The sequence below is a fragment of the Brevibacillus sp. AG162 genome (genome assembly GCF_006715575.1).
GTDB classification, from domain to species: domain Bacteria; phylum Bacillota; class Bacilli; order Brevibacillales; family Brevibacillaceae; genus Brevibacillus; species Brevibacillus brevis.
Genome location: NZ_VFNO01000003.1, coordinates 329,089 through 349,818, shown reverse-complemented (window position 1 = coordinate 349,818; position 20,730 = coordinate 329,089). Strand labels below are relative to the sequence as shown.

The 20,730-nt window shown below is 47.2% G+C and carries 23 protein-coding genes; 3 read left to right on the top strand and 20 right to left on the bottom strand.

Annotated elements, in window-relative coordinates; all coding sequences use genetic code 11:
- Window positions 1–49: 49 nt before the first annotated feature.
- The 13 genes from FB479_RS11610 to prsW all read right to left on the bottom strand — a co-directional run bounded on the left by FB479_RS11610 (window position 50) and on the right by prsW (window position 9,771).
- On the bottom strand, window positions 50–232 hold the full coding sequence (locus tag FB479_RS11610; RefSeq protein ID WP_106653014.1) for a capping complex subunit for YIEGIA: 183 nt from the start codon (window positions 230–232) through the stop codon (window positions 50–52).
- A gap of 3 nt (window positions 233–235) precedes the next feature.
- The gene (locus tag FB479_RS11605; RefSeq protein ID WP_142065187.1) at window positions 236–1,141 is read right to left on the bottom strand and encodes a YIEGIA family protein; all 906 of its coding nucleotides are present in this window, start codon (window positions 1,139–1,141) and stop codon (window positions 236–238) included.
- A 7-nt stretch (window positions 1,142–1,148) separates the two neighbouring features.
- On the bottom strand, window positions 1,149–1,784 hold the full coding sequence (locus FB479_RS11600) for a YphA family membrane protein (protein ID WP_106653012.1): 636 nt from the start codon (window positions 1,782–1,784) through the stop codon (window positions 1,149–1,151).
- 85 nt (window positions 1,785–1,869) lie between these two features.
- Window positions 1,870–2,922 (bottom strand): type 2 isopentenyl-diphosphate Delta-isomerase, encoded by a 1,053-nt coding sequence (gene fni, locus FB479_RS11595; RefSeq protein WP_142065184.1) that lies wholly within the window; start codon window positions 2,920–2,922, stop codon window positions 1,870–1,872.
- A gap of 75 nt (window positions 2,923–2,997) precedes the next feature.
- A complete protein-coding gene (gene rpsA / locus FB479_RS11590; protein WP_088907210.1) occupies window positions 2,998–4,170 on the bottom strand; it encodes a 30S ribosomal protein S1 in 1,173 nt (390 codons plus the stop codon).
- A gap of 185 nt (window positions 4,171–4,355) precedes the next feature.
- Complete coding sequence (locus tag FB479_RS11585) at window positions 4,356–4,949, bottom strand: lysophospholipid acyltransferase family protein (protein WP_142065181.1); 594 nt, start codon at window positions 4,947–4,949, stop codon at window positions 4,356–4,358.
- The gene (gene cmk, locus FB479_RS11580; protein ID WP_106653009.1) at window positions 4,946–5,617 is read right to left on the bottom strand and encodes a (d)CMP kinase; all 672 of its coding nucleotides are present in this window, start codon (window positions 5,615–5,617) and stop codon (window positions 4,946–4,948) included. Before cmk ends, FB479_RS11585 begins: the two co-directional genes overlap by 4 nt.
- Before the next feature lie 206 nt (window positions 5,618–5,823).
- Window positions 5,824–6,015: a hypothetical protein gene (locus tag FB479_RS11575; RefSeq protein ID WP_244911670.1), complete on the bottom strand. Its 192-nt coding sequence runs from the start codon at window positions 6,013–6,015 to the stop codon at window positions 5,824–5,826.
- 16 nt (window positions 6,016–6,031) lie between these two features.
- Window positions 6,032–6,715, bottom strand: a complete 684-nt coding sequence (locus tag FB479_RS11570) for a flagellar brake protein (RefSeq protein WP_106653007.1) — start codon at window positions 6,713–6,715, stop codon at window positions 6,032–6,034.
- A 115-nt stretch (window positions 6,716–6,830) separates the two neighbouring features.
- The gene (gene ypeB / locus FB479_RS11565; protein WP_142065178.1) at window positions 6,831–8,198 is read right to left on the bottom strand and encodes a germination protein YpeB; all 1,368 of its coding nucleotides are present in this window, start codon (window positions 8,196–8,198) and stop codon (window positions 6,831–6,833) included.
- A gap of 32 nt (window positions 8,199–8,230) precedes the next feature.
- Window positions 8,231–8,869 (bottom strand): cell wall hydrolase, encoded by a 639-nt coding sequence (locus FB479_RS11560; protein WP_106653005.1) that lies wholly within the window; start codon window positions 8,867–8,869, stop codon window positions 8,231–8,233.
- A gap of 48 nt (window positions 8,870–8,917) precedes the next feature.
- Window positions 8,918–9,076, bottom strand: coding sequence for a hypothetical protein (locus FB479_RS30475; protein ID WP_007716480.1), 159 nt, complete (start codon window positions 9,074–9,076; stop codon window positions 8,918–8,920).
- Window positions 9,077–9,096: 20 nt separating this feature from the next.
- Complete coding sequence (prsW, locus tag FB479_RS11555) at window positions 9,097–9,771, bottom strand: glutamic-type intramembrane protease PrsW (RefSeq protein ID WP_106653004.1); 675 nt, start codon at window positions 9,769–9,771, stop codon at window positions 9,097–9,099.
- Window positions 9,772–9,853: 82 nt separating this feature from the next.
- Here prsW and FB479_RS11550 point away from each other — a divergent pair, with 82 nt between their 5' ends.
- On the top strand, window positions 9,854–10,825 hold the full coding sequence (locus tag FB479_RS11550; protein WP_106653003.1) for an asparaginase: 972 nt from the start codon (window positions 9,854–9,856) through the stop codon (window positions 10,823–10,825).
- Between the two features lie 636 nt (window positions 10,826–11,461).
- Here FB479_RS11550 and FB479_RS11540 read toward each other — a convergent pair.
- Window positions 11,462–12,751, bottom strand: coding sequence for a Glu/Leu/Phe/Val family dehydrogenase (locus FB479_RS11540; protein WP_142065172.1), 1,290 nt, complete (start codon window positions 12,749–12,751; stop codon window positions 11,462–11,464).
- Window positions 12,752–13,061: 310 nt separating this feature from the next.
- Here FB479_RS11540 and FB479_RS11535 point away from each other — a divergent pair, with 310 nt between their 5' ends.
- A complete protein-coding gene (locus FB479_RS11535) occupies window positions 13,062–13,805 on the top strand; it encodes a PIG-L deacetylase family protein (protein WP_142065169.1) in 744 nt (247 codons plus the stop codon).
- A gap of 73 nt (window positions 13,806–13,878) precedes the next feature.
- Here the strand turns inward: FB479_RS11535 and FB479_RS11530 are convergent, their stop codons facing one another.
- The 6 genes from FB479_RS11530 to FB479_RS11505 form a co-directional block, all read right to left on the bottom strand.
- On the bottom strand, window positions 13,879–14,478 hold the full coding sequence (locus FB479_RS11530) for a genetic competence negative regulator (protein WP_007723994.1): 600 nt from the start codon (window positions 14,476–14,478) through the stop codon (window positions 13,879–13,881).
- A gap of 373 nt (window positions 14,479–14,851) precedes the next feature.
- Window positions 14,852–15,766, bottom strand: coding sequence for an NAD(P)/FAD-dependent oxidoreductase (locus FB479_RS11525; protein ID WP_142065166.1), 915 nt, complete (start codon window positions 15,764–15,766; stop codon window positions 14,852–14,854).
- A 50-nt stretch (window positions 15,767–15,816) separates the two neighbouring features.
- The gene (locus tag FB479_RS11520; RefSeq protein WP_142065163.1) at window positions 15,817–16,494 is read right to left on the bottom strand and encodes a LysM peptidoglycan-binding domain-containing protein; all 678 of its coding nucleotides are present in this window, start codon (window positions 16,492–16,494) and stop codon (window positions 15,817–15,819) included.
- The gene (locus FB479_RS11515; protein WP_142065161.1) at window positions 16,491–17,069 is read right to left on the bottom strand and encodes a CPBP family intramembrane glutamic endopeptidase; all 579 of its coding nucleotides are present in this window, start codon (window positions 17,067–17,069) and stop codon (window positions 16,491–16,493) included. Before FB479_RS11515 ends, FB479_RS11520 begins: the two co-directional genes overlap by 4 nt.
- A gap of 16 nt (window positions 17,070–17,085) precedes the next feature.
- Window positions 17,086–18,597, bottom strand: coding sequence for a RecQ family ATP-dependent DNA helicase (locus FB479_RS11510; RefSeq protein WP_142065159.1), 1,512 nt, complete (start codon window positions 18,595–18,597; stop codon window positions 17,086–17,088).
- Window positions 18,594–19,709, bottom strand: coding sequence for a YpbB family protein (locus FB479_RS11505; RefSeq protein ID WP_142065158.1), 1,116 nt, complete (start codon window positions 19,707–19,709; stop codon window positions 18,594–18,596). Before FB479_RS11505 ends, FB479_RS11510 begins: the two co-directional genes overlap by 4 nt.
- A 78-nt stretch (window positions 19,710–19,787) precedes the next feature.
- On the opposite strand from FB479_RS11505, the gene FB479_RS11500 reads away from it, so the two are divergent.
- Window positions 19,788–20,699 carry a hypothetical protein gene (locus FB479_RS11500; RefSeq protein ID WP_106652995.1) on the top strand — a complete coding sequence of 304 codons (912 nt, stop codon included), beginning with the start codon at window positions 19,788–19,790 and terminating at the stop codon, window positions 20,697–20,699.
- Window positions 20,700–20,730: the final 31 nt, after the last annotated feature.

The following is a 20,730-nucleotide window of genomic DNA, read 5'->3' as shown; positions in this document are numbered from 1 at the left end:
AACAACACTCTCTCTCATTTACGTTTTGACTAGCTAATCATACCATACACTACTTATGCCGAACAATGATAAGGGTATCATCGCTCACTTCATGCACCATCGCGTCCAGTATCTTTTCCAGCGTGAAAGCTGTTTGTTGCATCTTCTCCGTAGTAGACTCGATAAAAATCGGGACACCACCCGCAATCCTGTCTTTGTTCGTCGTAATCACCGCCAAGATGGATCCTGTCATGGCCTACAGCTCCTTTTTCACGATTCTAGTCTTCGTTGGCATTCGGAAGACGCTTTCGAGAATCGGGACTGCACGAATGACGGACGTTGCGCGTTCCAAATTTTTTTCTTGCGGCAATAAAAATACACCTAGTCTCCCTGACTGTATATCACGTTTTACCAGCGGTGTTAGCGATGGCTCTCCCGTATCTGTATATACGCCAAGCTGCGTCGCGACATCGTGCAAAATCGCTTGCCGCTGTCCTGGGTGGGCAATTGTGACTTTGGCATTGGCATCCCTCGGCGTCAAAATAAAGCCCACACCTTGTTCGCGTATGATCTCTTGGGCATCTGCCAACCCGACGTTCATGATGTAAATGTCGTTGACATACAAGTCTTTTCCATCTACTCTCACTTCGCCCGGCTCAATCTCTGCAATCAGCGACAGCGTTTTTCCAGAGCGCAGCTTGCGAGAGATCATCAGGGCGATGACACCCGCAATGACACCCCCCCACCAATGAAAAAGGATGGTAGCCGTCGTTGTCACCAAAGAGGTAAACATGACCATGTAATTGCGTCCCTCAAACACCATTGCGATTCCTTCGATATAGGGACCACCACGGGGCACCAGCTCTTGCTTATCAATCTCCGTGAGCGTAGTGCGTTCCATGTTCCTGACATCGCGAAATTGTTGAGCAGCCACCGTCAAAAATGTCACTGCCGTGTAATTCTCCTTGAGCAGCGCAGGAATCGCTAACGCTCCGAGACCGGATGCGATAACCCCAAGTGAAACGTGAATAATTTTTCCGTGAGGATAGGTTGGATATTGTCGATAATCTGTTCGCAAAAGATGAATCCGGCACATAATGCCGAATAGGAAGCCCAGAACTAAAGGAAAAACATATTCATAAGCTAGCAATTCCTTCAACACCCTAGCGTCACCTGCCCGTATCGGAATGGGAAGACTCTGTTTCTGTTCTGCCAAGGATACGACGAATCGCAGACCAGACTAAGCTGACGAGAGCCCATAGTGATAGGCTACTCCACAGCAGATCTTGTGCATACTCCGATCCCCAATGACAGGAACCCGACATTTTCCAAAAATACAGCGAATGAATCGCATCTGCGAGCGGCATGGAGAGCGTGAGCTGAAACAGCTGTCCCAGATAGGTTCTGCTCATCAAAAAAATCGTACTGACTCCAACAGCGGGTACGATGATCCTCTCATCCCAAAACAGCAAGATCGGATCGGTAAAAAACAGCCAGCGCAGCCAAAATAGCAAAAGGGCCGTTGCCAGCGCACTCAGCAAGTACAATCTGCGTATTTTGGACGTGAGCTTAGTGTAAAGGATGATGCTTGCGATCAGTGGCAATATCGTTCCACTTAGACTAACTTGAATCGGGGCAAAATAGATTTCCCAGCTAACAAACGTACAAATTAAAAATGCGCTGATCACTGCGAGCACTCGTCTGCGTTCCATCTTCATGTTTCGCAGCTGCAAGTCAAAGCTTCCCATCCAGACAAGACAAAGCAAAGACCACTGGATAAGGATCGCAACGGTTCCCTCGTTCATGTTCATCTCCTCAAAATGATGGTTGTCTCCCCCAAAAGTATGCCTCAACCAAGGAAATTTCATGAATCGAATGCTCGTCCACTACCTAACGTTGCGCCAGTCTCTCCAATTGCATGTGACGAAGCCTGGCTCTCTCTGCTGTTTTTCCCGTGATCATAATAGGAGTACAAACGGCGTCATCCAACCCTTTCATTCCTAGCGCCGTCATCGCCACACGAATTTGATGATGCCATCTGTCGACGGTAGACAAGCATTCTTCCAGAGATTCGCGTTGAACCAGACGCAGCATTGCCCCTGCCATCCCGACAGCGGAGGCGCCTAAAGAAGCGGCTTTGACTACATCTAGTCCATGACGAACACCGCCTGTTGCTATATACGACATTCCCGGATGACCGACAGCATTCGCTTCCAGCAAGCTCTCCACCGTCGTGAATCCCCAATCCTCGAACATGACGTGAGGATGATCACTTCGCATATTTTCGACTTGAGCAAAATTTGTTCCGCCTCTCCCACCCACATCGATTGTTCTGATCCCGATTTCTATGAGCTTCTCGATCGATTCCTTCGCCATGCCAAAACCGACTTCTTTGACAATAACCGGCACATCCACGCTCTCCCTGATCGCTTGAATCCGATCGAGATAGCCGCGAAAATCCCGATCCCCCTCAGGCATCAACAGCTCTTGCATGACATTCAGATGGATTTGCAGTCCGTTCGCTTCTATCATCTCCACAGCTGCTATTGCCTGCTCCACTGTCGCCTCCGCCCCCACATTTGCAAACAAAATCCCCTGTGGATGTTCCCTTCTGACAATCCGATAGCTATCCGTAACATCTGGATCACGCAGAGCGGCCATTTGGGAGCCGACAGCCATAGCCAGATTGCGTTCCCTCGCAATGATCGCCAGTTTTTGATTGATCTGCGTAGTCCCACCAGCCCCACCTGTCATCGCATTAATCATGATCGGTGAGGAGAGTCGCAAGGATGCGATCTCGGTGTCCAGTAAGGTTTCAGCAAACGCTGCATTCGGCAAGCTGTTCGGAACAAAGCTGACATCATCAAAGCTATTCGCACCGTCTTCCCCAGTGACAAGGGCATTTCGAATATGGTCCAGTTTTCTAATCGAACGACGATCCATTGTACCCCTCCTAGACTTTCACTCCCAGAAAAAAGGGATACGCCAGAGCGTATCCCCATGAATCCTACTTTTCTCTTACTTGAACTTGTCTTTCAGATCACCGAACAACTCGCCCAATGTCACACCCATTGGTTGGTTGTTTTCTTGTGTGAATTGTTGCTGTTCACGCTTGCTCGCACGTTCTGCCTGCTCCACACGATCTTCTTCTACTGCACGGATGCTGAGGCTAATGCGCTGTTCTTGCGGAACAACATCCAAAACTTTCACCTGTACTTCTTGGCCCTCTTTCAACACCTCACTCGGTGTATTCACCCGGCGGTTTGCAATTTGGGAGATGTGTACGAGGCCTTCGATTCCAGGAGCCAGCTCAATAAATGCACCGAAGGACACCAAACGTTTTACCGTTCCATTCAAAATAGAGCCCGCTTTGAAATCTTCTGCAACGTTCGCCCAAGGTCCTGCTTGCGTTTCCTTGATGCTAAGGCCAATGCGTTCGTTTTCACGGTCAATTTTGAGGACCTTCACTTGTACTTTGTCGCCTTCTTTCACGACATCGGACGGCTTATCTACACGGTTCCAAGCAAGTTCAGATACGTGAACCAATCCATCAACACCACCGATATCCACGAATACGCCAAAATCGGTCATGCGCTGAACCGTTCCTTCCAATACTTGACCCACTTGGATCTTATCCATAATGGATTGCTTTTGCACTTTTGCTTCGTCTTCCAAAACCGCTTTGTGGGAAAGGATGACTTTATTCTTTTCCTTATCCATTTCTACTACTTTCAAAGCCAACGTCTTGCCTTTGTAATCGGAGAAATCTTCAACGAAATGACGCTCTACCATGGAAGCCGGAATGAAGCCGCGAACGCCTACATCAACAACCAGTCCGCCCTTCACTACTTCTTTCACGGTCGCTTCGATGATTTCACCAGCTTGCATTTTTTGCTCAAGATCAGACCAAGAGGATTCCATCGCTACGGCTTTCTTGGAAACAACGAGTTCTTCTTTCTCGTCGTTTAGCTTGATGACTTTCACTTCGAAAGTATCACCAACCGCTACTACATCAGATACCTTTTCAACATGCAGTGGAGACAGTTCGCTGATAGGAATCAGACCATCGTACTTGTAGCCTAGATCTACAAGCGCTTGTTTGTCCTCAACTTTTGTTACGGTCGCTTTTACGACATCTCCTACGGAAATGGTTGTTGCATCCGTCAAGCTTACGTTCGTTTCTTCCATCATTCAAAAGACCTCCTTAATACCATCCAGTCCCAAACGTCTATGTACAGGTTGTGTACAACCTTACTACACGAAGCGGGAGCATGTATATTTTTAACTGTCGCCTGAAGGCTGGCAGTTAGTACTGATGAAGCCAGTAAGTTCCAGCAAATTTAGTATTCGTCCCTTTCGCAATTCTATACCGTTTGCTAAGAGAGATGCTGGTTCCGTAATTGCTTGATGTGCTCCATAATCAGATCGCTCGCTTCCTTCAACGTATCAGCGCTTGCTTTGGCCTCGCGCAGTTGAGTCAGATCGATCGGTTTACCGTAAACGATCTTAATGGAACGAAACGGTCGATATGGCCCGATAATGGCTACCGGAATGACCGCGGCTTCTGACTTGAGAGCAAACATCGCCACACCCGGCATTGCTTCCCCTGGTTCCCCTGTTTTGCTACGGGTTCCCTCTGGAAAGATTCCAAAGATTTTTCCATCTTCCAGCAATTTGAGAGTCGTGCGAATGGCCGCACGATCTCCTGCACCCCGTTTGACCGGAAATGCACCAAATTTGGTAATCAAAAAGGATAAGACCGGAATTTTGAAAAGCTCTTCTTTGGCCATGAAATGAACCTGACGCTCGATACCACTCCCGAGAAGGGGTGGATCCCACAAAGAAATATGGTTGGCACAAAGGATCACTGGGCCTTCCTTAGGTATATGTTCACGCCCGATCACTTGCCAACGAAAGACAAGCGAAAAAATGATGCGGAAAAAACCTCTGAATAAACGATAGTAACTCAATGGGTTGACTCTCCCGTTCGCTCGCAGATTTGCAAGATGCGATCGACCACCTGATCAATGGTCATTCCTGTTGTGTCTACCAAAACGGCATCTTCCGCCTGGCGCAACGGTGCTACTTCTCTCTGCATGTCCCGTCGATCTCGCTCTTCGATTTCTTTTTCCAGCTCAGCCAAGTCGGTCTGGGTACCTTTTGCGAGTAGTTCCTTCCAGCGGCGTTCTGCACGCTCTTGGATGGAGGCCGTCAGAAATATCTTCACATCTGCATCTGGCAAAACATGCGTACCGATATCTCTCCCGTCCATGACGACATTGCCTTGAGTAGCCAATCGTCGCTGGAGCACAAGCATTTGTTCACGTACGGAACCGTAGCTCGCAACAATGGAGGCGTACTGGCTCACTTCTGTGGAACGTATCCAGCTTGTGACATCGATTTCATTCCAGTATACATGTTGCTGTCCGTTTTCCCGAATCAGGTGAATCTTGTTTTTTTGCAAAAGTTCGGAAACTGCAGACTCATCGTTGATAGGGAGCTGATGATGGTGGACTGCCCAAGCGAGGGCACGATACATGGCACCCGTGTCAATGTACACGTATTCCAGTTGTCCCGCTACTTTTTGGGCGACAGTACTTTTGCCTGCTCCCGCTGGTCCATCAATGGCAATGTTCATTACTTCTCACCTGCTATGTACGTTAGTTCGGATGGGAATAAAACAAGAAAAGCTTCTGTCGAAGCCCTTTCCCATTCTTTGTGTGATGAAAAACGATATGGCGTTTTTCGAATTTGGCTGTGACCACTAGCGGTCTAAAAAACGATCCAAGACCGTTTTCTATGTTATCTATAATAGTACCATAGTATGGAAGCATGCGCAAACCCTTAGGGCTCTCTGGACACGCCTTCCAAGCGCTCTGTTTCGATTAATACGAGTCTTGCGGGTACGTACTGAATGAGGACTTCGCCTATAGTCAGTACAATCGCACATACGACAATTCCAATCATGATGCCTTTTTCTACGCGTTTGGAAATGCTGCGAAAACGATCGTTGTACTGACTGGTCAATAGGGTCACTTCCTCTGATGAAGCGTCAATCCACAACGCCTTTTTTGCGAAGCTCTAGCTGTCTCTCGTAACACGCTCTAACCACTTTTGCCCGATCTTGCTCACTGATTTGGGTGAACTTACCCGAAATCCATTGGTGCAAACCTTTTTCTTCTGCCGGTTTTTGTCTGACGATTTCCATCACAACAAAAGCGTGTTGAACCTGTCCACTTTTACTTGGAAGGGAAATCCAAACGTGCAAGTTGTCTTTTTCCTTCAAATGATAGCTTTCCTCACAGCTAAAAGACAGACCACCACCGCTGATATCCAGCGTTCGTGCCAGAAAATGATAGCGTCGAATCGGATCATCCAGTTTGACTGCGATGTCTACCGTGGTGTCAATTCTCAAGTAGTTTCGTCGCTGTGTGCGCACAATCTCCTCTTTGACCGGCAGTTGCAAAAGCAGTACAGGAATGTGATTGCTTTGCCTGCCGACAATCGCAGTGCGGAATTCATAGCGTGAGCCATCCTCGCCAACATACCAAACCAAGCATTCCGTCCCTGGTTGAAATATCCCAGTCCGTCCAGTGTTTTCGCAGGTTGGCAGCTCAATGGAAGCTACATCATCCTTCAAATCTGCCACACGGCTTTTGAAAGTTTGCAGCTCCGTTTCTTCTGAGGAACTCGTGAAGTTTAGTCTTATTGTTTGTCCTATTCGTGGAAGCATCATAAAGTAAATGTTCCTCCCCTTCCCTATCACCCTTTCCATTATATACCCTTTTGTTTCGAATCAGCAAATAGGGAAAGCCGCTAAAAAACTAGCTTTCCCCATGTTTTTTTAAACACTATTGTCCTTCGTTCTGTCCTGATCCCGTTTCCATTTTCACAACTTCTTCTTCTTCTCCATTCATTGCGTTGATATAGACCATGTACGAATTTCCTTCAAAGCTGCCTGTCATCTCCCACGTCAATACTTCTTTCCCATCGTTTTTCCCTTCGATAAGGGCAAGTCGCTGATCGGTTACTTTTACGCTCGGATTGACTTTTTTCCTTGCTTCTTCTTTGGAGAGACGGGGCTGTGAGAGCATTCTTTTTTTGTGATTAAACAGATACTCCGTCGAGTTATAGGCAGTAACCTCTCCATTGTCCAGCGCAATCTCGACGACCACCCCGTCCGGATAAATTCTGACGCCATCCTGAACAGGAACAAACGTAAAGAGTGCGTTGCGATCGTAGCTGTCAATCTCAGAAACCTGCATATTGTCAAATCCATGGTTGTGCAAGAACACGCGACCTTTTTCTTCCGCCTGCTTCATGTCCAGCTTTTCCTCGCCAACGTCACGCTCGTTCATCATCCACACAACTTTTCCACCGCGTTTGGTGACATCGAGGTTAATGGATGTCTTGTGCCCGTTTGGCGTGACACGTACGCTATACGCCGAGTATTCCTGGCCCTTGCCGTTCTCGTTTACTTCTACTTTCGCATCTCCTGGCTTCAACCCGAGAAACGCCAGTGCGTTCTTCTCTGCTTCCTCTTTGGTGGCGGGCTTGCCATCGATCCCTTTGATTCGCTGCTGCTTTTTCTTATCGAGACTCTGTATCCCGACGCCCCAGTCTAAATCAGGATATTCCTGCACTTTTTTCTCAATGGTTTGGAATCCGTCGATGATGGTATTGTCCTCATGGTTATCATTATTCGCTAATGCCGTCTCGACATCCATCCACCTCAATTGTTTGTCCATCGCGAGGGTTTGCACCTTGCGCAGCTCATCCTGGATATCCTTTGCTTGGGTATGCAGGCTCTTCAATGTCTTGTATTCACTTTGACTCAATGGCTGCTTGTCCAGATCACGAACAGCGACACGATAGGAAAAATCTGCGACTCTTGACAGCATTTCTTCGGTTTTACTAAACGCCATCAATGTCAATGGGAGTTGTCCGACATCCGCTTGTGCTGCATAGGCAAGCCGCCAAACATTCGTCAAGATTGGAGTCATTTGTTTGCGAGAGTTGACCACCAGTGATTTGCCAAGCTCATCGTGCAGCTTGTCCACATGATAAGTGAGATCGTGAAAAGCTCGTTGGTATGAGTTCTCCGCTTTGATCAGGACCGAGTTCTTCTCATTGTGCTCCTGATATCCCCACACACCAGCGCCTATTAAGGCAACCAGGGCAACGGGAAATAACACGCGTGCTGTTGCTCCATATACCATCCCTTGCCACTCCTCCTTTGATTACGCATCCATCATCTGCAGAAGATGTGTTTCCCGATCTTTTTGACTTGCGGCCTGGTCCATATCCAACCGGATGTTGCTGTATCCGGGTTAAAATAGTACGTGCAGCCTCCCGTCGGGTCCCAGCCGTTTAGTGCATTCTTCACTGCTTTCGTCGCACTTTCATTCGGTGTAAGCCATATTTGACCATCAGCAACTGCTGTAAAAGCGCGGGGTTCGAATATCACAGCCGAGGGCGTATCAGGAAACGAAGGGCTCTTGACGCGGTTCAAAATAACGGCTGCGACAGCTACTTGCCCTTCAAACGGCTCTCCTCTTGACTCCCCGTAAACAGCATTCGCCATGATTTTCAAATCATTGTCAGAGACCCGAGAAGGATGAAAGCTGGCTTTGGTTTTGGCCGTTTGTTTCTTTGCAGCAGGTGCAGCCATCTGCTCTTTTTGTACGGCAGCTACATTCTTTTCCTTCCAGACAACCTTGTATCCACTCAAGCCCGCTGCTACCAACATCACCAACACACCTGCGATCCAGATTGTACGCACGGCTGAATCCTCCTTGGCATGTATTGAAATCTTTGCATAGTGTTGGTGGAGGAAGATTGGATTATGCATGCAAATCTGGATATAGAAAAAGACCGATGCTATTTGCATCGGCCCACATAGTTTTGTCGCGCTTTTTTCAATTGGGAATGGAAAAGATCAGGACTCGTCAATCCGAAAATGCTTGTCGTTGTCACATAGGCACTGTTTGAACCCTGTTTCTATTTGCCCTCCAGGTTCTCGATGACCACGCAGTGTAAACTTTTCTCCACATACATTGCATTGAATTGTCACTTTTGCTCGTTCGGTTTTTAGCACGCACGTCTCCTCCTTACCGTCTATTGTGGACGTGAAGAGAGATTTTTAGAACCGAAATCGTGTGCTCTTTGTACCTTTTTTAAGCCCTGCCACCATAAAACGAGCATGAATGGGACAATCACTACCAACCAATTTTGCACTGCCAAAAAGATCACGTTGTACAGGGCATGCAAGCAGATCGGCAAGGTAATCGACATCCATAAAAAAAGCCGCTCATGTTTGGCGTCCTTGGAAAACTTGGCCCGTCCGAGATAATAGCCCATCCACACCGCAAACAACGCATGGCTGGATACCGGCAGAAAGGCACGCCAGATGGCGATGTTCGTTCCATTGATAACGAGGTAGAACAAATTCTCCAACGTAGCAAAACCAAGTGACACCGCAACCGCATAAACAATTCCATCGTATGGCTCATCAAATTCCAAATGTTTATAAACCGTAAAATAGATGACCATCCATTTAAAAAATTCTTCCACGACTGCGGATTGGAAAATTTCCGCGACTATGCCATCCCGCCAGTTCCATTCATTCTGCATGATGTACTGGAGCACCATAATTGGTACAACCAGCAGCATACCAAAGATAAACGACCGGATCACCATTGAAATCGGCTCCGGTTCGAGACTGTCACGCAGGTAAAAGTAACTTAAGATGGCGATACCGGGGGCAACTGCCGCGCCGATCAAAGCAATCATCTTTTATTACTCCTTTACACAAGACTATTGTTCATCGTACCATGAATACTGGTTGATGAAAACCCGCTACAGGAGAGAGATCATGTCAAAAAAAATTTTGGTAGTGAACACAGGCGGTACGATTGCCATGTCTGTCGATGACTCAGAAGGCGTAAAGCCATTGGATGATCAAGCAGTCAACAAAATCCTTCCTTTTTTAGAAAAACATGCGGATGTCACCATGAAAAATGTACTCAACCTTCCTAGCCCTCATATGACTCCTGCCATCATGAATCAGCTGCGGCTCGATATTGAGGAAGCCTTTCAACATGATCACTATGATGGCATTGTCATTACCCATGGGACTGATACGTTGGAAGAGACCGCATACTTCCTGGATCTGACATTATCGGTTAACGTCCCGATTGTCGTGACTGGAGCCATGCGCAGCAGTAATGAGCTCGGTGCTGACGGTCCCGTTAATCTCATTTCTTCCGTTCGCGCAGCCGCAGACTCTGACAGTTTGAACAAAGGCGTAATCGTTGTTTTTAATGACGAAATTCACGCAGCACGTCACGTAACCAAAACACACACGAGCAATGTCGCTACCTTTCAGTCGCCACAATACGGACCGATTGGAACCATTGCGAAAAAAAGCGTACAATACCACCATGCTCCACTGGATCGAGAGCATTATGCCATTACCCATGCAGATGCGAATGTGCCGCTGATCAAAGCAGTTGCTGGCATGGAGCCTTCCTGGCTTCAATTTTTGTTGGAGCAATCCATTGACGGACTTGTTGTAGAGGCGTTCGGATTAGGGAATCTCCCTCCCGCCATCATTCCTACCCTCCAGCAATTACTGGACAAAGGCGTGCCAATTGTGCTCGTCTCGCGTTGCTATAATGGCCAGGTGCAGGACATCTATGACTATGAAGGCGGAGGCCGCAAACTCAAAGAGATGGGGATCATCTTCTCCAATGGTTTGAATGGGCAAAAGGCACGTCTCAAGTTAATTGTAACGCTGCAAAAAACACGGACTTTCAAAGAACTGCAGCTGTTGTTCGACCAGTAAAGTATATGACAGTGACCTCCTGGCTCTTCAGGAGGTTTTTTGTCCTTTAACACATAACTTGAACGGTGCTGTTGTGGCGTGGAGGAAACAGGAGAAAACGCTCAGCTTCTTGGGTCACCCCCTGTGGGTTAGACTGCCCGCCCCCATGCAAAAAGCGAAACCGCGGCCAAAGTGGCCCTCTCAGGATGTGTTTCAGAGGTGGCCGCTTAAGAGCGTGTTTCGCTTTTTGCATTCCGTCTCGGTCGGTGTCCCTAAGATCTTCGCTTTTTTCTCCTGTTTCCTCTACGAGCTTTCCACTGGTTTTTAGTTGCCTTAAAAAGATTGAAGAATGTGATCAGTTACGCCAGAGAAGAATATTTCCAGGCGTAGCGACTTGTGGAGTCCTACCAAGCGGAGAAGGGATTCGCGGGCAAAAGAAACGCAACGTGCCCGCGCTACGAAGCAGCTACCACTTTTGCGTTTCCCCGCGAATGCCTTCGGAGCGGACAGTCTCAGCCCCCAGCAGGACGGAGCCTGGAGCCTAGACTGGAAATATTCTTCTCTCCACTACAGCCACATCACACGCCCTCAATAAAAAAGGCCCCGCCATAACGGCGAAGCCATGTTTTCTCAATATATGGAGGGTTGTTTGAAAAATTATACCCAACCGCGGAAGCGAGACGCCTCAGCCATCTTGCGGGCACCAACCATGTAAGCAGACAGACGCATATCAACGCGACGTGTTTGAGACATGTTGTATACACTTTCAAACGAACGAACCATTACTTTTTCCAACTTCTCTTCTACTTCTTCCTCAGACCAGTAGTAGCCTTGGTTGTTTTGTACCCACTCGAAGTAGGAAACAGTCACACCACCGGCACTTGCCAGTACGTCTGGAACCAGAAGAATTCCACGCTCAGTCAAAATCTTGGTCGCTTCCAGTGTAGTTGGGCCGTTTGCCGCTTCTACTACGATTTGTGCCTTGATGTTGTGAGCGTTTGCAGCTGTGATTTGGTTTTCGATCGCTGCCGGAACCAAAATGTCGCATTCCAGTTCAAGAAGCTCTTTGTTGGTAATCGTGTTGTTGAACAGTTTAGTAACTGTACCAAAGGAATCACGACGATCCAGCAAGTAGTCGATATCCAAACCGTTCGGATCATGCAGCGCACCGTATGCATCAGAGATACCTACGACTTTAGCGCCTGCATCATGCATGAATTTAGCCAAGTAGCTACCAGCGTTACCAAAGCCTTGTACTACTACGCGAGCACCTTTTACGTCAATGTTGCGACGTTTCGCTGCTTCACGGATACAAATCGTTACACCTTTCGCAGTAGCTGTTTCGCGGCCATGGGAACCACCCAGCGCAATTGGTTTACCCGTAATGAAACCAGGGGAGTCAAATTCACGGATACGGCTATATTCGTCCATCATCCACGCCATGATCTGTGAGTTCGTAAAGACGTCCGGTGCTGGAATGTCTTTAGTAGGGCCCACAAGCTGGCTGATTGCGCGAACGTAACCGCGGCTCAGTCTTTCCAGTTCGCGGAAGGACATTTCACGCGGGTCGCAAATGATACCGCCTTTACCACCGCCATATGGCAGATCGACGATACCTGCTTTGAGGCTCATCCAGATAGAAAGTGCTTTAACTTCATCCTCAGTAACTTCCGGGTGGAAACGAATGCCCCCCTTGGTCGGACCTACTGCATCGTTGTGCTGTGCACGATAGCCCGTAAACACCTTTACTTCGCCATTATCCATGCGAACCGGAATACGTACAGTCAAAACGCGTAGCGGTTCCTTCAAGAGTTCAAACATCGATTCTTGGTAACCTAGTTTCTCCAGTGCTTCCTTGATCACCGTTTGAGTTGAATGGAGCAAGTTCAATGATTCTTGCTTTTCTTTCCCTTCGGTGCTTTCGGTTACCACGTCTTGATTACCCATTACTTACCACCTCAAAAATGTTTTCGGTCAATGCCGCCTTTAGTATACACGCTTGTATCATTTATGAGAAGCTTAAAAATGTTTTTTTTCCATTTCGAAAACGTTTTCGTGCCTTGTTTTGCATAATCATTCAATTATTTCCCATACATTTTGAAATCGCTTTTACAGACTGCATTTTGTACAAACAGCTTCAAACTCATGTCAGTCATGCTTGTATTGTCCCCAAACTTGTTTCTTTCATTACAGGATTAGTGGATTTATGCCATAATGGAAAAAGTAATAGTGGAAGTTTATTCACGGAGGTGTTTTTATGAAAAAAAAGTCTATTTTGTTTGTTTTTGCCCATCCCGATGACGAAACGTTTGCTTGTGGGATTTCCATTTCCAAATATAGTGAAACCAAAATGGCCAGCACTCATCTATTGTGTGCAACAAAAGGGCAAGCAGGGAAAGCTGGTGAACCACCGTTATGCACACCGGAAGAACTCCCCCGCTTTCGTGAGCAAGAGCTTCGCGACGCTTGTGCCACACTCGGGTTCGATCAGGTAGACGTCTGGGAATATCAGGATAAGTTCCTAAACACAGTGCCCGTAGATGAGCTCGTTACTCGTATCCACCAGGCTATTCACCAGATCCAACCGGAAATCGTCGTCACGTTTGCACCACATGGCATCTCCGGACATCCTGACCATTTGGCGATTAGTCATGCTACTACCCAGGCTGTCATTTCTTTAGGCCCAGATACGAGTGTGCGAAAGCTTTATTATGCGACTCGCTCATCCGAGGAAGGATTTGGTACGATAAAGCCTCCCTTCACGGATCCAATCGAGAGCATTACGACGATCATTTACGCCCCTGAATATATGCCAAAAGTAGCAGATGCCTTGCGAGCGCACAGAACACAGCACCTATCGGTAGAACGCGTTTTCCCAGGTGTAACAAAAGGCGAGCACCATTCTGTTCCGCCAAACAATCATTACATCTTGGCTTGGCACAGTCTTCCGAACTATACCATTCAAGGTAAAGAGGCTGATTTTTTTGACGGCCTAGCATAATCTGTACAGACAGCAACAGCACCTAGTTGGTTGACTAGGTGCTGTTTTATATTCCCAGACATTTCTTTTTTGATTACGTGAAATGCCTGCATATTTCTTTTACAGCATCGTCGGCAACGATCACTTTCCCGTATTCTTCCAACACATAAATCGTTATCGGCGTCGCTTCTCCGTACTCAGAGAGGATCGCAATTAGCTTGTGATAACGCTCCTGATCCAAATCGACTTCCTCCAGTACCAGATGATATTTCCCCTGGTAGAAGTAGGCAGCTCCGCCATTGGTCAAAAGGGCGTTAATGCGATGGGCGGCTTCGACCATATGCTCAAAGTCCCGGAAGGCATACATGATCAAATCGCTTTCTTCCAATGTGACCTCTAGCTCGTATACATCCTCGTCTTCGAATTCTTCTTCTTTTCCGTCCTTTGAGCCCGTCTTGCCTCGCGTTACGATTACGACCATTCCCTGAGCTGGCAAGGCGAACACTTCAACTGCAACAGGCCCTGATACCTCAAACCCTAATTCGTGATAAGCCTGTTCCATCATGTCGTTGAACAGTTCATGAACTTTAGGAATGTCACGCCACATGTCTTCTTTTTCTATCCCGCGCTCTGAGAGGTCGTCAAAAGTTAAAAAGATTCGTATTTTATCTTGACCAAGGCGTTCAACACGCATGACTGTCCCTCCTCGCCATCCAGTCGTACTACAAAATATGATGGTAAGCCTGTAAGAGTTCTCCACATTCTCCGGCGAATACCTGTTGGCATTCATCCATTTTTTGATGGACTGGAAAATACGGGGTAGTCCTATCATATCACATTTAGTTACTGGAACAAAGCTACCATGACACCTACACTGCATTCGCCTATCGATGTCGAATCTACTCACAGAAAAAGAAACTTTGTTGTTACCTGTCATTTCCTGCGCTTTCCCAGGAAAAGTTCCCCTTCATGTTCTTCTTATGTATTTATATTTGGCTCTGCTAGTTCGGGTTCCTTCTCATTCATAAAGGTTTGTACATGAAAAAACGCCCAGAATCGGCGTTTTTCTACGTCTCATATTCACGCAGCCGTTTTTGAATCCAAATGGCCGCCTGTGTTCCATCGCCCATGGCAATCGATACTTGTTGAGAATGCTCATTGATATCTCCAACAGCCCATATGTTGGGATGATCGGTTTCTTTGGTTCGTGGATTCGTATGGATGTGGCCCTTTTCATGAATTTGCACGGAAAAACCACGTAAAAGCTCTGTCAAAGCATGAGCACCAGGAAAGGCAAGAAATGCTCTCTCTACAGACAAGCGTTCACCTGAAGTGAGTACGATTTCTTGCAATTGCCCCGCCGTATGATGAAGAGCACATACTTTTTCCTCTCGATACATAATCCCTCGATGGCTCAGTCCAAAGAGAGCCTGCGTATCCACCTGCACTTTTGCATGGTTAATGACTGTTAACCTGTTTGTATAATAAATAAGTTCCTCTGCCATCGAAACAGCGTGTAGGCCTGCTCCTATGATGGCCGTGTCTTTCTCAACTGTTTCATAGCCGTCACAGTCGGGACACAAGAAAATCGATATCCCTATACAATCAGAGAAGCCGGGGATCGTTGGAAACGGATCACGAATGCCAGTTGCCAAAACCAACGTTCGCGAAGTAAGCGTATGTATGCCATTTTTCGTATCTATCGAAAATAAGCCGCTTGCGTCAGTAGCAAGCTTTGTTACCTCATCTGTAATAAAGATTGCACCGTATTTTTGTGCTTGCTCCCTCCCCACTTGACGCAAAAAATCGCCACTAACCCCCTCCGAAAATCCGAGAATGTTTCGGTAGGCTTTGGCGATTGTTGATCGACCACCCGGCATGTCAATGACTGCAACGCGTCGAAGGCATCTTGCAAGTTGAATTGCGGTTTGAAGCCCTGCAATCCCGCCGCCGACAATGACCGTATCATACTCCACTTGCATCCACCTGCTTATCCTTTTCCCGATAGCATTGCCAGTGGAGCACAATCTCATTACTGAACGAGGGGAACCAAAACAATTTTTCCTTCGACGAGCCCTGCTTCTGATTGAAGCCCGTTGTATTTTGCGATTCGTCCTACATTCGAATTATTTCCATAGTACTTTCGTGACAGCATAAACAACGTTTCACCCTTCTTCACCACATGCTTGACGACCTTCGACTTTGTTGTAGACGGTGTTGAAGCTTTTTTTCCCGGTGTAGCTACTTTGCTAGTAGAAGTACTCGCGATCTGATTTGCCTTGTTTACAGGTGTACCAGTCGAAGTTTGGGCTGGGACTGGGCTTGCAGCAGGTGTCTGTACGCTTGAGGTCGTCTTCACTGCAGCCTCAACAGGTTTTGATTCGGGCGTTTTCGCCTTGGCAGGTGAATTGGTCACGCTTGCATTGGGATCAGCCGTATCAGGAAGAATGACGGATACAGGCTCCTTTTCACCTGCCTTGCTTCCTTGCGAAGTGGCACTCGCTTTGCTTACATCTTTCACTTCAACACTACCAGAAGCCGCGGACTCATGTGGGACATTGGCCCTGTACAACTCGAGACCAATCAACCCGAAAAAGACGAATCCAAACAAGTACAATCCCGGTTGAATCCACTTTTTAAACGAGAACGACGCTTTTGGGCGAGTATGACGGGAGCGTCGGGGTGGTAATGGATTATGCTCGAGATTCACTCTTCCTCCCCCTTTTTCTTGATCGTTTTTTGTAAATAAAAAGCTAACAAGACGTCAATAAGGATATGAGCCACAATCGAGGGCCAAAGGGACTGATAGTGGGAAAACAAGAGTCCCAAAATCCAGCTTGTACCAAATACACTTATGATCATGAGCGGTTTTTTCAAATAACGTACGTGGATCAGTGTAAAAATAAGACTGCTCCAAAAATTCCCGGTAAGCGATTGAATGACCCCACGGAATAGCCATTCCTCTCCCACTCCTACTACCATACAGACGAGAATCGTGGTAGATGGTAACATGGCGCCAAAAACTTTTTCATTGATACTGCCATCATCTTGCCATCGCTTAGGCAAGTAACGATCCATGAAAATACTCGCAATGATAATACCTACGGCTACAAACACGGCCCACAGCACGGCATTCCAGCCTGGCAAAGTAAACAAGGTCAGAGTAGCATCCCAGCCCAGCACCAATAAGCTACCGGCAGCAGCCACTCCCATCACGATTCCTTGTGTCAACCATAGATTCAGCCGAAGAGTGGCTTCATCCACCTCTAGCCGATCTTCCCTCACTCGATGTTTCTCTCCTTTATTTGTTCGGCAAAAGAGTGTCTAACGCCTGCCGCAAATTCCATTTGATTTGTTCATTCTTTACGCTTGCATTGTCATTCGTTTGGAAATACGCATCCTTCGTTAGACCGCATTTCTTACAGCAGTACAGATCAAATTGATGATCATTTTCTTTAAAATACGTATTGATGCTCGAGCGCAAACAGTTTTCTCCTCGTACGTAAGACACCATTTCTGCCAGCTTTTTTTGCTTAAAGCCTTTTCTTTTTTCCGTTTCCTGCCAAATGATTTGAGCCTTCGGATACGACTCTCCCGCAGCAGCGGCTTCGTATGATGCCAGTACTCTTTCCTTATAAAAGGCAAGAAGCGCCCCCATTTCTTCGGATATATCCATCATCGCCAAGGCCTCATTCGTCAAGGGTACTCCGGCGTTGCATAACTGCTCGTATTTTTGAACTTGCGCTTGTGTCGGGTACTCCTTCTCCAGCATGTGCTGATGAATCTGCAAATCGTCCCACGAAAATAAAAGCAGCGCATACCCTGGCTTGCCGTCTCGGCCGATCCGCCCGATTTCTTGTGCGTATGCCTCCAAACTGGCTGGCATTTGATAATGGATGACGTAGCGAATATCTGGCTTGTCGATTCCCATACCAAATGCATTGGTTGCAATAATAACATCCAGCTCTCCCGCGAGAAATTGGGACTGGATCAGCATTCGTTCCATGCTGTTCATGCCCCCGTGGTAACCGTGAACGCGTTTTTTCCCATCGAGTTGATAAGAGGCTGCCAACACATCTACCGCTTGTCGCGTGCTGCAGTAAACGATCCCAGGGCCTTGCAATCGATCTATCTGATCAAATACATACGAACGCCTGTCTCTTTCCTCTGAAACTTCAACCAGATCATAGGCGATATTCGCCCGATTAAGGGACTGCAACACGACGTCTTCCTTTTCAATGGAAAACAAGCTGCAAATTTCCTCACGAACAGTCGCTGTCGCAGTTGCCGTTACAGCCAGAACAGGAGGTGCTCCCAATTGTTTCACGACTTCCGGCAATCGCAAGTAATCTGTACGAAAGTCATGCCCCCATTGCGAGATGCAATGCGCTTCATCAATGGCCATCAGAGACACCCTCGCCCGCTTTAACACTTGTTGGACATAGGACTGTTGAAGTTTTTCTGGAGAAATATACAACAACTTGTACGCGCCTTCTGAGAGCCCTTTTAAGACTTCGCGGGACTCTGTCGGATCCTGCATGCTGTTCAAATAGGTAGCCGGAATTTTTTTTCGCGCGCGAAGCTGCTGCACTTGATCGACCATCAAGGAGATCAACGGGGAAACCACGACGGTCAGACCCGGCAAAAGCATTGCTGGCAGCTGATACGTCACTGATTTCCCGCCACCTGTTGCTAATAACCCGAGAACGCTTCTTCCATGCAGCAGACGCTCAATAATGGACTCCTGACCGGGGCGGAACGAGTCGTATCCAAAATGCAGCTTTAATCTGTCGTACATGAGCTGTTTATTCATTTTGCCCCCCTTGTCGCTCGTGCCAGTGCCAATCGGATTTGCAAATACGTTACTGTCGCTTCCAATTGATCCTTGATGAGCCGGAGTCTGCTTGTATCGAGGCGCTTACTCGTCTCCACGATCTCTTTTGCCAGCTCCTTTGGCAAATACGTTGTCATATCCCATTCCGGACAGCGCAGGGCAATCTCTACCAAATGATCTTCTATTGTACTCTCTTTCATTTGTCGTTTCTTCGCTATGTCTTTTTTGTCACAGCCAGTCTGAAGCAGTGCGTACGTTCGAGCAGCACTTTCAGTCAAACGTGGATCAAGCTTGTGCGATTCTGTGACAAGTTTTGATAAAAGAGGAAAATGATTGCTCTCTGCAAGCAGCGTCTGAATCGACGCGGCAAGTCCGTAACGAAATTGCAGCATGAGATAGCTACGACTCGTTTGGCGAATATCTGCTACTTGCCCCATGGTCTTGCCCACTTGTCCTGCTCCTGACAGTTGACAAAACAAAAGCTCCTGCACACCCTCATCCAAGGGCTCCCACAGTCGATAGAGCTCGTCAGACAGTTTCTGTTTCCAAGCATTTCGCATTGCCCCATCAGCCAATTGGTTTTTAACCCAGCGCTGTGTCGTCTTGTCCGTAACGACCGGAATAAAGCCCAGATCACCATGATGCATTTGTGAGATCGTCTGCACCATAAGATGAAGCCTGCTCCAAAATGGCTCGATTCGCTCCGCCAAATCGGACTGTGTAAAAGGTGCGAACCATACATCAAACCGATATTTTTGGTACGTATGTTTGGCATGCTGCAATCCTGTATCAGAAAAGGTAAATGTCGGCTTCGAGTTCGTTCCAATTGCATCAACAGGTAAAATCCAGCCCGACTGAAATAAAGTTGAAACTATTTTCTCCCAATCCTCTCTTGGAAAACGAGAAAACATCCGATAATACGGATAAAGGGTATACAAATGCACATCTTGCAGTGTCTGATTGGCTTTTCTGCCACGCAGTATGTAGTAGGCTGATTGCAGCGTTCGTTCATTGGCCAGAGGTAACATGGCATTCAAGGCGACCGCACATAAAAGGTCCTGCTCCTCTGCCGCACTGTTCCGACTGTTCATTGGTACTCCTTACATCATTCTATATTTTTCAAAGCGAAGGTAAGCGAAGTAAACTGCATCATGGATTTGGAGGATAGTATGACAAAACGATTGAAAAGAACTGAATTTATGATGGCGTACATGATCATCATAACACTTGCATGCACAGTTGGTGGATTTTTTTTCGGGGCCCATTATATGAAGACACAATTGGAATCGGAACAAGCCGCCGTACTCGAAGCTGAGAAAAAGGAAGCCGAAAAAGAAAAACTGCTGCGTGAGCAAAAGCTTTACAACGAACAGGACTTTATCCGATTTTACTATGCCGTTTATGCACCGATGCTTGATCTGAAGCAAGCACATTTTGATACGATGGATAAATGGAATCAAATGAACGAAACTGAACGGACGGATGGCTTGAAACAGCTCAGCAAATTAGCTGACCAGACAAGGAAAGAGCTGGAGAAGAACGTTCCCTTGCCGACATCCCCCATGCTGAGACAAGCTCACACCACTTTTACGAACAGTGTACGGGCGTATTTGGATAGTATGGAGCAGATTCGTTCCGATCAAAATAATGCTACGCCTGCTTCCATTGGAGCTAGCCTGACGCTTTTCCAAAATAATTGGCTAACCGCACAGGAAATGGTGTATCACTCCATCGCATCTTGGGAATCGGCTTATGTGGTGAAACAAGCCATGCCGAAGCAAGTACCTGAAGCCGTTAACACCGCGCAGTGGAAGCAGTATCCGTTCCATTACCGCACCTATCTCGCAGCTGTCGCCATGTCAGCAAGCAATCAATGGAGCAGCTATAATCCTGAGGACCTGACTGCAAGACTTGATCTGCTCATCGCTTCTAATGAAGTTCAAGCGCTAGGAATCAAGGATTTAGCCGCTGCCGTAAAGATTTTGAACGCGACGGATGCAGTATCTGCGGGAGATTTTAAACGTTTGAATACTCAGCTCTACTCTGTGCTGAAGGCGCCTGAAATCCCTCTTTATAAGTAGTCGTACATTTTTAGACTGATTCAATCTTGAA

Coding starts and splice junctions, on each gene's coding strand:
- FB479_RS11610 (WP_106653014.1), bottom strand. CDS start 232: ATGACAGGATCCATCTTGGCGGTGATTACGACGAACAAAGACAGGATT.
- FB479_RS11600 (WP_106653012.1), bottom strand. CDS start 1,784: ATGAACGAGGGAACCGTTGCGATCCTTATCCAGTGGTCTTTGCTTTGT.
- fni (WP_142065184.1), bottom strand. CDS start 2,922: ATGGATCGTCGTTCGATTAGAAAACTGGACCATATTCGAAATGCCCTT.
- rpsA (WP_088907210.1), bottom strand. CDS start 4,170: ATGATGGAAGAAACGAACGTAAGCTTGACGGATGCAACAACCATTTCC.
- cmk (WP_106653009.1), bottom strand. CDS start 5,617: ATGAACATTGCCATTGATGGACCAGCGGGAGCAGGCAAAAGTACTGTC.
- FB479_RS11570 (WP_106653007.1), bottom strand. CDS start 6,715: ATGATGCTTCCACGAATAGGACAAACAATAAGACTAAACTTCACGAGT.
- ypeB (WP_142065178.1), bottom strand. CDS start 8,198: ATGGTATATGGAGCAACAGCACGCGTGTTATTTCCCGTTGCCCTGGTT.
- FB479_RS11560 (WP_106653005.1), bottom strand. CDS start 8,869: ATGCAAATAGCATCGGTCTTTTTCTATATCCAGATTTGCATGCATAAT.
- prsW (WP_106653004.1), bottom strand. CDS start 9,771: ATGATTGCTTTGATCGGCGCGGCAGTTGCCCCCGGTATCGCCATCTTA.
- FB479_RS11550 (WP_106653003.1), top strand. CDS start 9,854: ATGTCAAAAAAAATTTTGGTAGTGAACACAGGCGGTACGATTGCCATG.
- FB479_RS11540 (WP_142065172.1), bottom strand. CDS start 12,751: ATGGGTAATCAAGACGTGGTAACCGAAAGCACCGAAGGGAAAGAAAAG.
- FB479_RS11535 (WP_142065169.1), top strand. CDS start 13,062: ATGAAAAAAAAGTCTATTTTGTTTGTTTTTGCCCATCCCGATGACGAA.
- FB479_RS11530 (WP_007723994.1), bottom strand. CDS start 14,478: ATGCGTGTTGAACGCCTTGGTCAAGATAAAATACGAATCTTTTTAACT.
- FB479_RS11525 (WP_142065166.1), bottom strand. CDS start 15,766: ATGCAAGTGGAGTATGATACGGTCATTGTCGGCGGCGGGATTGCAGGG.
- FB479_RS11510 (WP_142065159.1), bottom strand. CDS start 18,597: ATGAATAAACAGCTCATGTACGACAGATTAAAGCTGCATTTTGGATAC.
- FB479_RS11505 (WP_142065158.1), bottom strand. CDS start 19,709: ATGAACAGTCGGAACAGTGCGGCAGAGGAGCAGGACCTTTTATGTGCG.
- FB479_RS11500 (WP_106652995.1), top strand. CDS start 19,788: ATGACAAAACGATTGAAAAGAACTGAATTTATGATGGCGTACATGATC.